Origin of the sequence: Brevibacillus sp. 7WMA2 (assembly GCF_010748895.1) — a bacterium.
GTDB classification, from domain to species: domain Bacteria; phylum Bacillota; class Bacilli; order Brevibacillales; family Brevibacillaceae; genus Brevibacillus_B; species Brevibacillus_B halotolerans.
In genome coordinates, this window is record NZ_CP048799.1 from 1016916 (window position 1) to 1033195 (window position 16280).

Here is a 16280-nt window from a genome sequence, read left to right on the forward strand (position 1 = left end):
TAGCATACGATTTAGTAACGTATGTTAAAGGAGGAATTTCATTATGGGTAACCATGAAAGATGCTGGCAATGTGGACATAAAAAATGCAGATGTAAGAAAAATAATAGCAAGTGCAAAGTAAAGAATAAAATCAAGATTAATGTACCAACCGGAGCACAAGGAGCAACCGGAGCAACAGGAGCAACCGGGGCAACCGGGGCAACCGGGGCACCAGGAGCAACAGGAGCAACCGGGGCAACAGGAGGAACAGGAGGAGCAGGAGCAACCGGAGCAACCGGGGCAACAGGAGCAACGGGAGCAACAGGAGCAACAGGAGCAAGCGGAGGTCTTTTAGGTTTCGCAAATATATTTGACACAACACAACAAACCTTAGCATTAAATACTGCGGTCACTTTTAATACGAATGGAATCATCTCACCTCCAACTTTAGTTACCCATACTCCAGGCACTGCTCCCATCACGATAAATCAAACAGGTACTTATCTCATTACTTATGAGGTATTTCCACAACAGGGCACTTCCGCATTTGCTTTATTCAATGGTCTAGTACAAATACCAGGCTCAAATTTTGGAGCTGGTTCAGGTAACCAAACTTATAGCGGGCAAGTGATCACCACTTTTACAGCAGGGGATGTTCTTACCTTACGTAACATTGATGGGAATACCGTATTACAAAATAGTGTATCAGGTGCGGGTCCTGCAGTTGTAAGTGCCTCTTTAGTAATTGAAAAAATTGCCTAACATACAAAATATTCAGTGATTACTCTGTTTGAAGGCTGTTGAAAAAATTCGATGGCCTCTTTTTTTTGTAATTTTGCCTAACATCATAAATGATAAATCCATTTTTTCTTGAGAAAAATCACCATAATAGAAGAAAGCCCCACTAAAAAGCGGGGCTTTCTCAACAATCTAAGGCCTCTCTTGCAGGGGCTCGTTTTTTCCTTGATCAAAAAGGAATTCGTTCTGAATGAATCACATAATGATGTTCCGCTACCCAGGCTATGAGGCCATTCCAAAAATCTTCGCAGGCGACAATTATTTTGGACGGTTCTGCTAAGTTTCCAGACATCACCAGTCTAGCTACCTCGTCAAACCCTGCCGGACGATTCGCGAGTTCCAATGATTCGGGCAAAACCATGGCCCCAGTCGAGTAGAGTTTTTGATTGTGCAACCCGATCACCATGGCACCGTATTGTGCAAATTGCATGGTCAAATAGGGCAGATAGGTAAGATGGCCGTTTAGACGTGCATTTCTAAGCTTCCCGATAAATTCATACATTTCTCCTACAAGAACTCCATTGACTGCCTGTGTAAAATCTTCCTTTGTTGGTGAATCTGCCGCATTTTTTAGCGTTGAAAAAAAGTCCTTAGGATCATACAGACTAAGCAGGGCAAAGAAGGGGCCATGTGTAAGTGGCCAATCTCCTTCCACAGTAGCGGCTGTTTTCAGAAGGACATTTGCACTGTATACATTCACTTCAGCTTTCCAAGGTCCCGCTGACCATTCATAACTAAATTCTACGTCTTCGCTGGATTCTTCTAATACACAAAACATCTCAATGTCTGAAAAAGGGCCGTCTGTACCTCGGGAAACAGATCCATAGATTCCTATGGCCAGGACTTTATCTTTGTATACCTCATGTAACCTCGCGGCAATTTCTTGGCAGTTTTGAAGTCTTTCACTTCGAGAAATTTTTACAGGTCCATTCATATTCTCATACATCTCCCTTTGTAAATTTTGGGGTGAGGTTGATACAATACATGAATGGAGGACCTCGGGATTAACGGGGGACAATTTTTGGATGCATAAGAACTCCTCCCCATACATTATGGGGGATTATACCCAATCAGACTCAATTTCCTGCATGGGACAATTGGAAAAGGAAATCTTTCCCTGCCCATTTCTTCCCTAGGTACCATCCCTCTTACTATATACATTACGATAGACAGAAGGTGTTATCCTTTCGAATTTCTTGAATGTTTTAATAAAATAGCTAGGCTCGCTGAATCCTAATTCATTGCTGATTTGAGAAATGGAGAGATCGGTTGTCTCTAAAATTTGTTTAGCCCACTCTATCTTCAAGCGTGGAAGGAACACAGAAAAATTCTCCCCGGTTTCCTTGGTGAACAAACGACTGAAATAGCTAGGGCTAACATGGCAAATAACAGCCATATCCGCTAATGTAAAGTTTTCATTTTTATGAGCATAAATATAATCAAAGGCCGGTTGAAGAATGGTGCTGGTGGAAATTCTTTTATGGGTAGACATGTTTATGATCTGACTATCAATAAGCGTATTTTCCAGCTCTTTTTTTATGGTTTGGATATTACGGTACGAGTGATCGGCAATAGCATTAATAACAGGTTTGTCCGATGTGAGCGCATGACGATACATATCAATAGTTGAATTTTTCGTGATGGCTTCTTCCACAATGTAATTGCATAAGTGATACAGCATTTCAGAAATGGTTGTTATTTCATCATAGGACAAGACGGGAAGGGAGGCATAGTCTTGTTCCAAGCCAAGGAGCTTTTTATGGGTATCGACATTGGTTGGCCGGGTTACTATTTGTTCCAGCTCCAATGGATTATCACGTAATTTTACCTGCCCTGCCATAATAGCTCCAATATACTGATTGTTGACAATAATAGGGATGGCGATATCTATAATATGGAAATGGCACAGATAGATATACGGCCGATTCAGTCGCACAGCCTCCAATCCGCCTCTTGCATCACATTTTTGGCAGTATTCGGACAATGCAAGGTCTTTTCGTATCGCTTGACAGAAGCTCTGGCATTGGCTGTGCTGTGTCACGGGTACACCCTTATAATCAGTTGTGATAATCGCCATTTTAGTGACTAGAGAGAGTGAGTCTTGCAGTTTCTGCCACTTTGTTAGATCTATAATTTTGTCCAATTTAACATGCAAGGTCATGAGATCTACTCTCCTTTCGTACCTTCGCATTATTATAGCATAATAGTCTGATGGCAGGACAAGATAATACCATTTTGGGACATGCAGGACAAGATAATACGATGAGAAAGCGCTTTATTTGGAGTAAATCGTTCGATGATCTTCGGACAAGGTAGCTCTATAATGGGGATATAATCGCACAGAGGAGGATTATTCAAATGAGAAAAGCGTTTATTAGCCCAACTAAGTATGTTCAAGGTGAAAATGAATTAGTCAATCTAGGGTATTTCATCAAGACATTTGGTGATTCTGCTCTTCTAATTGCTCATCAGGATGACATAAATCGTGTAAAAGATAAGCTTGAACATACCATGGCACAATTTGGCGTAACGATAATTGAGAGCGGTTTCAATGGAGAGTGTTCTCGTAATGAAGTTCATAGATTACAACAACTTGCGAAGGAACACGCTTGTTCCTGCACGATTGGATTGGGTGGAGGAAAAGCGATCGATACCGCAAAATGCGTAGCAGAGGGCGAGGCGTTAATTATCGTTCCGACCATTGCTGCGACGGACGCTCCAACAAGCCATTCTGCTGTCCTTTATACACCAGAAGGGGAATTTGATGACTATGCCTACTTTAAACAAAGTCCAAGCGTAGTGCTGATCGATACAACTGTTATTGCCCATGCACCTACGCGTTTTCTTGTCTCGGGCATGGGAGATGCGCTTTCTACTTACTTTGAAGCTAGAGCAACTTCTAACTCTTATTCCAATGTGAATGCAGGAATTCCTTGTGGAGCAATATCTGGAGTAGGTCAGCCAGCCAAAGGAACAAAAGCTGCTCTTGCCCTTGCAAAGCTCTGCTATGAAACACTGCTGGAAGACGGACTTAAAGCTAAAATCTCTTGTGATTCTAATATTGTTACTCCTGCGCTTGAAAACATAATTGAAACCAACATTCTTTTATCAGGTCTAGGGTTTGAAAGCGGAGGTCTGGCGGCGGCACATGCCATTCATAATGGGTTAACCGCATTGGAAGGAACCCATTCGTATTATCATGGTGAAAAGGTCGCATTTTCAACACTTGTTCAATTGGTGCTTGAAAATGCAGACAGGAAAGAAATAAACGAGGTATTGAATTTTTGCGTAAGTGTAGGACTTCCGGTGTGTCTTTCTGATATCGGTGTAACGAGTGTCACCAGAGCCGAGCTGATGAATGTCGCAAAGAAAGCTTGTATACTAGAAGAGTCTATTCATTCTATGCCTTTTCCTGTGAGTGAAGAAGATGTAGTAGCCGCCATTATGGTAGCGGATCAAATCGGGCAGGAATTTAAGAAAAAGGGTGAGTAATGTGAAGAAAATCATGAACAAGCCGGAAACGCTGGTAAGAGAAATGTGTAGTGGAATGGTACTTGCACATCCGGATTTAGAATTTATAAGTAAACATAAGATAATGAAGAAAAGAGAAATCAATACAGATAAGGTTACGCTTATTAGCGGTGGAGGCAGCGGGCACGAGCCTGCACATGCAGGATTTGTTGGGAGCGGAATGTTAGATGTTGCTGTCTGTGGAGATGTATTTGCTTCGCCATCTCAGATTCAGGTCTATCAAGCGATCAAAGCCTCTGCCAGTAAGAAAGGTACGTTGCTGATCATTAAAAATTACAGCGGAGATATCATGAATTTTAAAAATGCGGCACATCTTGCAGCCGAAGACGGGTTGCTAGTCGATTATGTCAAAGTTGATGATGATATCGCAGTGGAAGACAGTCTGTACACTGTTGGAAGAAGGGGCGTTGCCGGAACCGTATTGGTTCATAAAATTGCCGGAGCAGCAGCAGAAGAAGGAAAGGAATTAAGTGAAGTAAAGGAAATAGCTCAAAAGGCTATAGATCGCACCAGAAGCATTGGCTTTGCACTTACATCTTGTACAGTTCCTGCTAAAGGGACACCTACCTTCGAATTGAGTGAGGATGAGATTGAGTACGGTGTAGGCATCCACGGAGAGCCAGGAATTCGCAGAGAAAAGCTTGTATCTGCTAATGAATTAGCCAAGAAAATGGTAGCAGATTTATTCCGAGATATGAACATCAAAGACAATTCACAACAAGAAATTGGCGTATTGATTAATGGATTCGGCGGATCGCCATTACAGGAATTGTATTTGCTGGCAAATGCAGTTGTTCGTGAAATCAATAAGAGCAACGTATCGATCTTTAAGGTATTCGTTGGCAACTATATGACAAGCATAGATATGGCAGGTGCTTCGGTGTCGTTCATCTCACTAGACGATCAACTTAAGCGTTATTTAGAGGCAAGCTGCGATACCCCAGCACTACAAATTAACCAGCCATTTAGCCCGTTGCGTGCAGACGAAGTAGTATTGGAGTCGCAACAACTGAGTCACACCGTTTCTTATCAGTGTGAGACGGATAAGCAATATGCAAAGATTGAGAACAATGTATTCTCGCTACACAACCTAATATATTTGATTGACAAAATGAGTGAGGTCATTATCGAAAATGAGGTTGCTTTCTGCGAGCTAGATTCTCATGCAGGCGATGGTGACTTCGGCATGAGCGTGGCGAAAGGCTTCAAGCAATTGAAAAATGAGTGGCAGGAAATTACCCAGCATCATGTCACCGATATAGGAGATTTTCTGAATGCCTGCTCCTTGGTCATTATGGAGCATTGTGGTGGGGCTTCTGGGCCGATTTGGGGATCAGCCTTCCGAGCCGCAAGTAAATTTGCCAAAGACAAGACCGAATTATCCGTTTCTGAGTTCGCTGGCATGATGAAGGCTGTTGTCAAAGGCATTCAGGATACGGGTGAAAGGTCCTTTGGAAGAGGAGCAGTGGTCGGCGATAAGACCTTGATTGATGCGCTTGTACCTTTTTCCGATTCCTGGGAGCAAAGTGCTAAAGAGGGCGATGATAGTAAGACAGCAGCTACCAAAGCGGCAGAAGCTGCAGTACTCGGAGCTAAGAAGACCGAGTCCATTGTCGCTAGAATGGGCCGAGCAGGAACAGTCGGTGAAAGAAGTCTCGGGTATCCAGATGCAGGAGCTTTTGCATTGGGAGTTATTTTCACACAGCTAGCTCAAGCTCTAGAGTAAACGGATTAAAGCAACTCCTAGATTAAAGCAACTCCCTAAATGTAAAATGGGGCTGTCCCTGAGTCGTAAAAGATGACAAAAGGCAGCCCTATTATTGTTACTCGTAATCATGTAAGGTGGGGATTATCAATACCTGCTCTCTTTTTCCCTGCGACAGAGAGTACTTCCGATCTAATGACAACAGCTTCTCAAAATAATGTATAGATGTCGGAGTATGATATAAATAAGAGATGAGAATACCCATAATTCCTTCATGTAAGAGAGAAAAGGAGAGAAAAATGAAAAGCACCTTGTTCAAGTATATGTCTAAGTTTACATCTCTTAGTGAAGAGGAACAAAAGGCTATCGCTGAAGATATCCTAATTGAGAAATATAAAAAGGGAACAGTGCTCCTTAGACAAGGGAATGTCCCCACAAAATGTTATTTCGTATTACGGGGATGTGTAAGACAATACATGATAGATGAAACAGGGAAAGAAGTCACGTCCAATTTCTACACAGAAGAGCAAGCGGTCTCGATTTTCAATCGTCATCAGCAAAATAAGCCATCTGCCTATACCTTTACTTGTATAGAAGACTGTATCATGGTTGTTGGTGATCTTAAAGTCGAAAAGGACATGTTTCAAAAACACTCACAATTAGAAACCATGATACGCAAGATGGTAGAGGAAAACCTGGGCGAGGTACAAGATGAATGGACTTCATTTATCGCTTCTACACCTGAAGAACGCTACAAAGCGCTATTGCGAAAAAGACCTCATTTAGTCAGTCGTGTACCCCAGCATCAATTGGCGAGTTATCTTGGTATTACTCCCGAGTCATTAAGTAGAATCAAGAAGCGGATTAATACCAGTGAGTCTTAGGAAGGCTGTGAAGCACTTTTGGGGAGTGTTCCTCCTCTGAGCAGTAGCCATATCCCAAAGCCTAGTTCGCCTGCAATCATTGGTAACGTAAATACAAGAGTAAGTATTGCAATTATTCCATCATATTGTGAAAAAAACGTTTTGCTTAGGTGAATGAGAATATAACCCATTGAAGCAAGCAGCAATAATATACTGATCACTTTAGGAATGCTGTCTGATTGGAGGGCCACAAAGCCAACCATCAACAGGTGTCCGCCAAAAACAATCAAACCAATAGACCAAATAGATTCGAATGTTTCAAGAAATAGCATCATAAGTGACTGAATTTGCTCGATTTTAAAAGAGGATAAATAATTTGGATATCTTGAGAGTAGTAGCACAAATACCAAGTTTAGTATGGCAATTCCCAATATTGTCGAATAGATTAGACGGAAGCATGCACCGAGTAATGAAAGGTTTTTATTAATGGGCTTCAGGAAAATATACAGGGCCCATGCTACTATAGTGTCACTTATCAGGATGATGACCCACCCAAAAATTTCGGCTTTGAATAGGCTATTTGATGACATGATGATATGAAATGTGGCGCTGGCATCGCCCTTTATCACAAGGCTTTCATGGACAAAACCATAGGAAAAAAATGCAGCAAGTGCCATGATGATAATTGATGTGCCAGCAGTTATGGCGGCTTTTCGCTCATTTGATAACGCTTTTACTGAGGTAACCATAAGATAGCCTCCTATATGACAATGTTTATCTTTATGTTAATAGGAGGAGCTTGACTGGTCATTGACGTAAATCAAGAGACCATACTTATTTGTTCGTTTTCAAATTTTTTACTATTGGATAAGGAGCAGGAGCATAAACAATGATAGATGTGGATAAATTAGCAGGGATATTTGCTAGTGGTTCCTATGATGTAGAAGGTGCCTACCGGTTAGTCATCCAGCCGAAAAGTATATTACGCGAATTTAGAACCGAAAGGCATGGATTTCTATTTACCATTCGTGGAGAAGCTAGAATGTGCGTGAATGGAACTGCCTACGAATTACATCCAGGAACAGTACTACATGCGGCTCCAGGCATGCAACTGGACTCGCAGGTTTTAGGCCAATCTGAGTACGAGTACTATTTGCTTTTTTATAGATTGGACAAGCTAGGTGATGAAAATAGCGGTCATGTATGCGACTCTCAATTCAAGCTGGAACCGGGAGCAAATCCGAGAGTGATAGAATTGCTGATCATGATGCATCAGAATGCCTATACACTTGGCGGGATTGAGAAACTTCGTGTCAAGGAATTATTCTTAAGCATCATGCATCAAGTTCTGGTAGGTTGCAAGCATCGAGAGAGTGGCTGTTCACCGAGTAAAAGGGTGATAGAGGAAGCCATTGCATACATTAACAGACATTATATGAATCCGCTGACACTCGACGAATTGGCTGAGTTGCATGGGATGAGTCCCAAACGCTTCTCCTACTACTTTCACAAATATACTGGGTTCCGTCCGATCGACTATGTCATTCATTATCGTATGGAAAGAGCGAGCGAATTACTGAAAGTGGGTAATTTTCCTATCAGCGACATTGCGGTCAGTGTAGGGTATGCCAATCCGCTATATTTCAGTAGAGTCTTTAAAAAGAAATTCGGTGTGTCTCCCTCCGCATACCTAACAAGTAGATGATCACATATCTAGAGTTATTGAAAGCAGGATTCCATTGAAGAAAGCAAGCCAAATCTTGGCTATGCTGTATTCGAGCGCGCCTTGAATCGACGAGCGAGTGCGTCATCAGGCTGCAACGGCTGGTGATGAATCTGGAGGGCAGGCTACTTCCTGTTTACCTCAGTATTCCTTTCCTGTACCGTCGTTGCCCTGTTCTGAATATCAGCTACTTAATCATTTAGCATACCTAGATTAGATAATGATGCATATGACATTCGTGATTTGTGCATTTGCTTTTGATTTAGTTCTTGCTACACTATTCATTGATAATGAGAATCATTGTTAATTTGGGGGGTGAATAAGTAAAGGAAAGGGCGTGCCCGTCAATGGTCGATTTGACCAAGAATACCTAGGACAGGCTCGACCGCGATAACGCTTTTGCCGAGCTTGGCTCAAATCTAGGCGGTTCTCATCATTGATCATCGCGATGTTACTATGGAGTGGCGATGTTGATGAATGTTCAATCGGTCGACTTCGCCTTCTAAAGCATGTTTCTGATCGAATTATTTAGTCTGAAAGGGTGATAAAATGACGGAAAATAGCCAATTGTGCATCGGATTATCTCTATCTGCAACTTGGATGAAAGGTGACGGATGGCGGCGCCCAGACAGCGGTGTGGAAAAAATGGGTTCTATAGATTATTACATTGATTTGGCAAAAATAGCGGAGAAGGCAAAGCTCGATTTTCTTTTCAGGGCGGATTATCTTTATGTGAGCCCACAGATGTTGGGCGATTCCGCTAATTTCGGTAGTCCTGACCCTACGATGATATTCGCAGCGATTGCTCGTGAAACCGAGCGGATCGGGCTGGTTACGACTATTTCTACGACTTTTAATCCGCCGTATGTTGTTGCTAGGCAGCTTCAGTCTTTGCATTGGCTTAGCAATGGACGTGCTGGCTGGAATATAGTCACTTCTATCGAAGGCGCCGAAAATTTCGGCGATTTCCCTATGCCTTCACCGGAAGTAAGATATACGAAAGCAATGGAATTTACAGATGTTGTACGTAAGCTCTGGGAAAGCTTTCCGAATGAAGCAATTATAATGGACCGGGAGTCAGGCATGTTTTCTGATAGGGATAAGGTTTCCTCAATTGATCATTCAGGTGAGTTCTTCAGTGTCAAGGGTCCGCTTACTATGCCCGCCCATAAATCGGGATCCATTCCTTTTTTTCAAGCAGGTGCGTCGGATACAGGACGGAATTTTGCCTCTACAGTAGCGGATGCTATATTTGCGGCGATGCCAGACCTTGAATCCGGAGTGGAATTACGAACTGATCTGAGAAAAAGAGCCAAGGAACATGGACGAAATCCGGACGCCATCAAAGTTTTGCCTGGATTATATTTTTTCTTGGCCGATACTCGCGAGGAAGCGAATGAATTACATAAGGCTGCACATGCACATTTGAGTATGGAGCGCAGACATGCATCGCTCCAATCAGTGCTCGGTCTTGATTTAAGCAGCTTTGCTTTGGATCATCGTGTCACTGCCGATATGCTGCCTGATCCCAATCAGCCAGTCCGTAGCCGAACCCATGCTGAGCTGTTGCGCCGGTATATTACTAACCATCAGCCTACAGTCGAAGAGGTGCTGGCAAGGCCGGAGGTTGTCGGATCTGCCCACTGGGTTTCTGTTGGAACGGTTGATGACGTGGTAAGCGATATTATTGAGCGGTTTGAGGCTGGAGCGATTGACGGATTTATAGCTCTTCCGGGCGGTTCAGAAAAATCAATGGAATTATTTTTTGATAAACTGATGCCGCAGTTAGTTGAACGCGGCTTGTTCAGAAGCCAATATACGGGTGTCACCTTGCGTGAGCATTTGGGGATTACATAAGCTATTGCTTTGAGACAGGGATTCAAGAATGGAACTAGATATCGATCATCAAAATTTCTATTTCGAAATTTTGTTAAAAGGGGCTCAGCTGAAAAATGAATAAAAAGCTTATGCTGGTTGGATTGATAGCATTATTCATGCTGGTTTTGGCTGCATGTGGAGGAGCAAAACAAAAAGAAGCAAGTTCAACCTCTATGAACAACAAAGAAACAGCACGAGCCGAAGTGGACAATGCAGGAGCGAGCGACACAAGAACGATCGAGTATCTCGGTGAAAAGTATACCGTTCCACAAAAGGTAGAAAAAATTGTGATTACTGGGGCTATGGAAGCGATGGAGGATGCGGTAGTGCTTGACGTTCACCCAGTAGGGGCAATATCGATAGGTGGAAAGTTTCCAGAAATGTTTGCTTCGGTAACGCGCAAGTCGGAATCAATTGGTGAAAAACAGGAACCCAACTTTGAGAAAATATTGCTATTAAAGCCAGACGTTATTTTAGGTTCATCCAAGTTCCAAAAAGAAGCAGTGGAGAAATTGCAAAAAATCGCTCCCACTATTTTGGTATCGCATATTGCTACAGACTGGAAATCTAATTTGAAGCTAATGGCAGAATTAACAGGAAAGCAAACAGAGGCAGACAAGATTCTATCTCAATATGAAACAGATACACAAGCAGTAAAAGCATTGTTGAAAGAAAAGCTTCAAGGCAAAAAAGTAGCCGCTGTTCGCATTCGTGGGTCACAAGCTTTCGTTAACCCGAGAGATGTTTACTTTAACCCTGTCTTATACGACGAAATTGGTTTGGAGGTTCCGCAACAGATAAGCATGGCGAAAACGCAAGAAGCGATCTCTATCGAGCAGCTGGCGGAAATGAATCCGGATTATTTATTTGTGCAATTCTCTACGAGTGAAACGCAAGAAGCGAAACATGCATTTGAAGACTTGAAAAAGAATCCCGTCATACAAAACCTGAATGCCTTTCAACAAGATCACGTATATGTTAACGTGGTTGATCCGCTTATGGAAGGAGGTCCCGCTTATAGTCGAATGAGGTTTCTAGAAGGTGTGCAAAAGCATCTAGATAAATAATTGAAAGAAGAAAAATTGCAGCAAATGGATCTGATGCTCATGAAAGGGACGATTTCATTTGCGATTGTTGGATGGTGCTTGCTTTTGTTGTCCCTCGTGGACATCGATCAAAGAGGTATGGCTGGAATCCATACATCATCAAAGATTAAAAAAGAGGTGTTTCACTTAAAGAAACCACTTCTTTATCAGAGTGATTGACTTTAGATACTGATGTGTATGTTGTGGTTAAATTGTATTTTTTGTTTAAAGATAGTTCGATGAACCGTCTCATAAGTAACGGATAAGTTGTTGAACTAACGGGTTCGATAGGTAAATAAAAAGAGGCAGTCAGAAGAATGTTTTTTCGTTCCTGACTGCTTCTTTCATTTTGAAATCAAAGTACATAAGCGATTTACATGTAGCTCTTACTATTTGTAATAAAGAACGACAGAACCACACTATTTTGTGTTTTTTATTGGTTTTATTTATTTTGAAAAAATAGAATTAATAGGTAGATAGTCATGTCGCTGGGAGTAGAAATCAGTAACTGGCTAGAATTACAAAAAAATACGTTTTTTTATCGTATTTTAAGTCAAATGACAATACAGAAAGTCAAGCACTTGAGCAAACGCACGCTGGACGTTTTCTTTCTCTGGTTGTCGATCAAATAAGTGGTCTTCACCAGGGAGGGTAAGGAGTGTATGCTCGATTCCAACGCCTTTTAACCGTTCGGCCATAGATATAGATTCCTCGCAAGGAACATCATGATCTGTTTCCCCATGTAGGAGCATAATAGGAGGGAGCGAGGGATTTACGTACACAATCGGACAAAGTAGTCTCAGCTCTTCCTGATTTCGTATTGGGTCCAGTCCTGTTGTTTCCCGAATCCAACTACCTTGCTGACGATAATATAAATAAAGACCGAATCTTTGCTGGATGGAGCTTTCTGTAAGTACTTCTTTCGTAATTAATTGATCGGCTAACTCCTTGGGGACAAGCGTTTTCTGTAAGTAAAAGGGACTCGGCTCTGACGCCCAATTCCCCCGAATATCCCCATACCCGTAAAAAGAGACGATTGCTTTTACATACGACTCTTTAGAGCCTGCAAGTAAAGCGAGATAACCTCCCGCAGAAGAGCCTATTACAGCAATCGCTGATGGCTCGATGCCAAGCATGCCCGGGGCTTGGTCACGAACCCATCGTAGAGCATCTTGAACATCTTCGGCTATAGCAGGCAGCTTGGTTTCGGGAGCCAATCGATAATCGATAGAGAAAACATGGAATCCAGCCTGATTATATTGCGTGATGTGTTCCGGCAAAATATCTTTTCTCGATCCAAAAATAAATCCGCCACCATGGATATAGACAATAACAGGGGCATTCGTTTTGCTAGTGCTATAAAAATCCCCGAGCAAATGAATCCCATTAACGGTTTTATAACAAATTGTTCTCACTTTATTTCTCCTTTTTAAGTCTGTCTTTTCTGTTACGATGTATCTTAACGAAGACTTCTAGTGATAGTATTGGTATGCTTATAGTACTGTCTTCTGTCATCAGACTCAATAGCTGGCATGGGAACACATAAGAAAATGGAGCCTTTTCTCTATATAAAGACAGCTAAGATTATTTCGAATGAAGGGGTTGGAGTTAAGGATATGGAGTTCAGGGTAGAGCATATACTGAGAATGCAGAGATTACAGGATGCGAAGGTATTGGGTGGCGAGAATGGGCTTTCCAATGTGATTAAAGGGATCACCATAATGGAAGCACCCGATATTGCAGATTGGCTAAAGGGTGGCGAGATGCTGCTGACTAGCTTATATCCGATCCGTAATTATACAGAGGACGAGCAACGAGAATTTGTCTTACGTCTTGCTGAAAAGAAAGTCAGTGCTTTGATGATCAAAAACCACCGATTCGTCCAAAAAATCCCGGATGCGATCGTGGAGGCGGGTGAACAGGTAGCTTTGCCCATTATCCAGATTCCTCAAGACATTCCTTATGTGGACGTGCTTTATCCAGTTATGGAAGAGCTATTTAATAATCAGGTGATGAAGCTTAAATACTTTATCGAAGTCCATGACCGCTTCACGGCGCTTTCCCTAACGGATGCCGGTCTGGAATCCATTATTACTACATTAGGTGAATTGATTGGAAACCCTGTCGCCATTTATGACCGGAATTTTGTTTGTATGACGGCTACTTCCTCATACACGATGCCTATCGAACAACGGGACAGTTTAGTAGAACGTGAGAAAGAAGTTGAAACCAAATTCCCTTATTACTGGTTGACGGCGCAGATTTTAGAAGGTGAATCGCAGCCTCAATTTGTCGAGCAGGTAGTCGTACCCATTCGGACGATCAATCATATTAAAGTGCATCTAGTCATCACGGAAGCCCATAAGCGGCTGGAAGAGCTAGATTTTATTGCGATGGAAAATGCTGCTACTGCCCTATCTCTTGAGCTAGTCAAGCAATTTGCCGTAGCAGAAGTGGAGCGGGAATTTAAAAATGACATTATTGACGATCTTTTAGCGGGTAAAAGCCAAATGCTAGAGACGGTTTATCATCGAGCTAATTTGATCGGTTGGGATTTAGATCGTTCCTATGCTGTGCTTTTATTTCATGTAAAAGAAGAGTTTACGTCATTGAGCCAAAATGAAATGGATAAGCTGCGAAGCACACGGAGCTTGCAAACAAAAACCTTCAGCGATTTACATGAAGCTGTGCGCTCTCATTTTGTGAATGGTATTTTTCGAAGACGAGGAGATACAATTATCCTGCTCTTGCCAGTTAACGAGCAGGAAGGAAAGGGGAAAAGCTGGCTATCTGCTGTGAAGGAGAGGGCACGTGAGATTCAAGAGAAGATCCGTGCTAAAGCCAAAGACATTGTTGTACAGGTCGGCATCGGTAATGTAGCAGAAACGGTAATGGATATTTCTCGAAGTTATCAAGAGGCACAGGATGCATTGGATTTAGGTGAAAAGCTCTATGGAAAAGAATCGATTACCGCCTTTGCCGAGCTTGGACTGTTCCGTTTGCTCTGTCAATTTCCAGACCCTGCTGTCCTAACTTCTTTCATACCTCCTTCTTTAAATAGATTGGTTGAAAGTAAGAGTGCTATTAAAAATGATCTTCTGCATACGCTTGAGGTATTTTTAGAGCATAACCAAAATGCTGCAAAAGCAGCCCATGATTTATTTGTCCATTATAAAACGGTCATGTACAGACTAGAACGGATTAGAGAAATAACGAGCATGGATTTTGAGGACTCGGAGGAGATGCTAGGAGTCCGGGTAGGCCTTAAGATTCTAAATCTGGTAAAAACTGAAAAATAAAATAACAAAAGCAAGATAAACGGGCCTATGCCCGTCTTTTTTTTACCCAAGATGGATAAATACCTAGCTTGACTTTTATCCACTCCTGTTAATGACTCTATGATAGTAAGCGCTTACAATGAGAGTGCAAGTTAGGAAAACGTCATACGAATCAATTCATCTTCAGAGAAAGGAACAGTGAGTATGGGAGAGTTAAGTAAAGAGATTGTACAGCATTTAGAGTGGCTGGGCCATTTTGGAAAAGAACCTGAAGGGGGCATTTCCCGATTTCTCTACTCGAAAGAGTGGTTAGAAGCTCAAAAAGCTTTAGAAGATTGGATGAATAAAGAAGGCTTTGACTTCCATTTTGACGAGGTAGGTAATCTATTTGGAGGCCTACGAGGAACAAAGTATCAGGATGAAACTATTTTAACCGGTTCTCATGTGGATACGGTAGGCAATGGTGGATTCTACGATGGCCAATACGGTATTATCGCAGGATTGCTTGCGATTAAATACCTAAAGGAAAAATACGGAAATCCACTGCGTAATCTACAAGTGGTATCCATGGCTGAGGAAGAAGGTAGTCGTTTCCCTTATGCATTCTGGGGTTCCAAAAATATCGTCTGCACAGCCAAGCGCGAAGAAGTAGAAAACATAGCAGACTTTGATGGCATAGCCTTTGTGGATGCGATGAGAGAATGCGGCTTTGGTTTTCGGAAAGAATCCACTGAGATTCGTAAAGATCTGAAAACATTTGTAGAAATCCATATCGAGCAAGGCAGTGTTCTGGAAAATGAGAAAAAATCTGTAGGCGTAGTCCATAGTATTGTTGGCCAACGCAGATTTACCGTAGAAGTGACAGGGGAAGCTAACCATGCTGGTACGACCCCGATGGGTTATCGCAAGGATACTGTTCATGCCGCTAGTGCCATGATCTGTGACGTGATGAACAGAACGAAAAAGCACGGAGATCCATTAGTAGCAACGGTAGGCAAAATTGAAGTTAAACCAAACGTGGTTAACGTGGTTCCGGGCTATACCCTATTTACAATGGACATTCGCCATACTGAGAAAGAAGCGCTTGTTCAATTTACGGAAGAAATTATGGCTTCTATGAATACCATTGCAGAAGAAATGGGCGTAGGCTTGAAGGTTGATATGTGGATGGATGCTGACCCAGTTCCTATGGATAAACGTGTAGTTGAAGTAATCGAAAAACAGTGTAAGGAAAAAGGTTTGAATTATAAGCTAATGCACAGCGGAGCAGGACATGATGCTCAAATTCTAGCGCCGTTTGTTCCATCAGCAATGATTTTTGTACCAAGTAGAAAGGGAATTAGCCACAACCCGGCTGAGTATACTGAGCCTCATGATTTAGCCGAGGGCGTAAAAGCTCTGATCGGTACACTTTATGAGCTAGCCTATAAAGAATAGGT

General features: G+C 42.2%; 13 protein-coding genes. 9 read left to right on the forward strand and 4 right to left on the reverse strand.

What is annotated here, in order from left to right; all coding sequences use genetic code 11:
• Positions 1-43 precede the first annotated feature (43 nt).
• Entirely contained in the window at positions 44-742 is a 699-nt protein-coding gene (locus tag GOP56_RS04060; RefSeq protein ID WP_163244585.1) for a BclA C-terminal domain-containing protein, read from the forward strand.
• 205 nt (positions 743-947) lie between these two features.
• Here the strand turns inward: GOP56_RS04060 and GOP56_RS04065 are convergent, their stop codons facing one another.
• Together GOP56_RS04065 and GOP56_RS04070 are read right to left on the reverse strand one after the other, a co-directional pair.
• Complete coding sequence (locus tag GOP56_RS04065; protein ID WP_163244586.1) at positions 948-1724, reverse strand: ANT(4')-I family aminoglycoside nucleotidyltransferase; 777 nt, start codon at positions 1722-1724, stop codon at positions 948-950.
• A 186-nt stretch (positions 1725-1910) separates the two neighbouring features.
• Positions 1911-2939, reverse strand: a complete 1029-nt coding sequence (locus tag GOP56_RS04070; protein ID WP_163244587.1) for a PocR ligand-binding domain-containing protein — start codon at positions 2937-2939, stop codon at positions 1911-1913.
• 197 nt (positions 2940-3136) lie between these two features.
• On the opposite strand from GOP56_RS04070, the gene GOP56_RS04075 reads away from it, so the two are divergent.
• The 3 genes from GOP56_RS04075 (at position 3137) to GOP56_RS04085 (ending at position 6898) form a co-directional block, all read left to right on the forward strand.
• Positions 3137-4270 (forward strand): glycerol dehydrogenase, encoded by a 1134-nt coding sequence (locus GOP56_RS04075; RefSeq protein ID WP_163244588.1) that lies wholly within the window; start codon positions 3137-3139, stop codon positions 4268-4270.
• Between the two features lies 1 nt (position 4271).
• Complete coding sequence (gene dhaK, locus GOP56_RS04080) at positions 4272-6035, forward strand: dihydroxyacetone kinase subunit DhaK (RefSeq protein WP_163244589.1); 1764 nt, start codon at positions 4272-4274, stop codon at positions 6033-6035.
• Between the two features lie 278 nt (positions 6036-6313).
• Positions 6314-6898 (forward strand): Crp/Fnr family transcriptional regulator, encoded by a 585-nt coding sequence (locus GOP56_RS04085; protein WP_163244590.1) that lies wholly within the window; start codon positions 6314-6316, stop codon positions 6896-6898.
• Here GOP56_RS04085 and GOP56_RS04090 read toward each other — a convergent pair.
• Positions 6895-7626, reverse strand: a complete 732-nt coding sequence (locus tag GOP56_RS04090) for a DUF4386 domain-containing protein (RefSeq protein WP_163244591.1) — start codon at positions 7624-7626, stop codon at positions 6895-6897. The two genes, GOP56_RS04085 and GOP56_RS04090, sit on opposite strands and share 4 nt — an antisense overlap.
• Positions 7627-7766: 140 nt before the next feature.
• On the opposite strand from GOP56_RS04090, the gene GOP56_RS04095 reads away from it, so the two are divergent.
• From GOP56_RS04095 to GOP56_RS04105, 3 genes are all read left to right on the forward strand, one after another.
• Positions 7767-8582, forward strand: a complete 816-nt coding sequence (locus tag GOP56_RS04095) for an AraC family transcriptional regulator (protein ID WP_163244592.1) — start codon at positions 7767-7769, stop codon at positions 8580-8582.
• A 567-nt stretch (positions 8583-9149) separates the two neighbouring features.
• Positions 9150-10457, forward strand: coding sequence for an NtaA/DmoA family FMN-dependent monooxygenase (locus GOP56_RS04100; protein ID WP_163244593.1), 1308 nt, complete (start codon positions 9150-9152; stop codon positions 10455-10457).
• Between the two features lie 95 nt (positions 10458-10552).
• On the forward strand, positions 10553-11545 hold the full coding sequence (locus GOP56_RS04105; RefSeq protein WP_163244594.1) for an ABC transporter substrate-binding protein: 993 nt from the start codon (positions 10553-10555) through the stop codon (positions 11543-11545).
• 566 nt (positions 11546-12111) lie between these two features.
• Here the strand turns inward: GOP56_RS04105 and GOP56_RS04110 are convergent.
• On the reverse strand, positions 12112-12978 hold the full coding sequence (locus GOP56_RS04110; protein ID WP_163244595.1) for an alpha/beta hydrolase: 867 nt from the start codon (positions 12976-12978) through the stop codon (positions 12112-12114).
• Between the two features lie 201 nt (positions 12979-13179).
• Here GOP56_RS04110 and GOP56_RS04115 point away from each other — a divergent pair, with 201 nt between their 5' ends.
• Both GOP56_RS04115 and allC read left to right on the forward strand, forming a co-directional pair.
• The gene (locus GOP56_RS04115; protein ID WP_254068598.1) at positions 13180-14862 is read left to right on the forward strand and encodes a PucR family transcriptional regulator; all 1683 of its coding nucleotides are present in this window, start codon (positions 13180-13182) and stop codon (positions 14860-14862) included.
• Positions 14863-15045: 183 nt separating this feature from the next.
• Complete coding sequence (gene allC / locus GOP56_RS04120; RefSeq protein ID WP_163244596.1) at positions 15046-16278, forward strand: allantoate deiminase; 1233 nt, start codon at positions 15046-15048, stop codon at positions 16276-16278.
• The last annotated feature ends 2 nt before the right edge of the window (positions 16279-16280 follow it).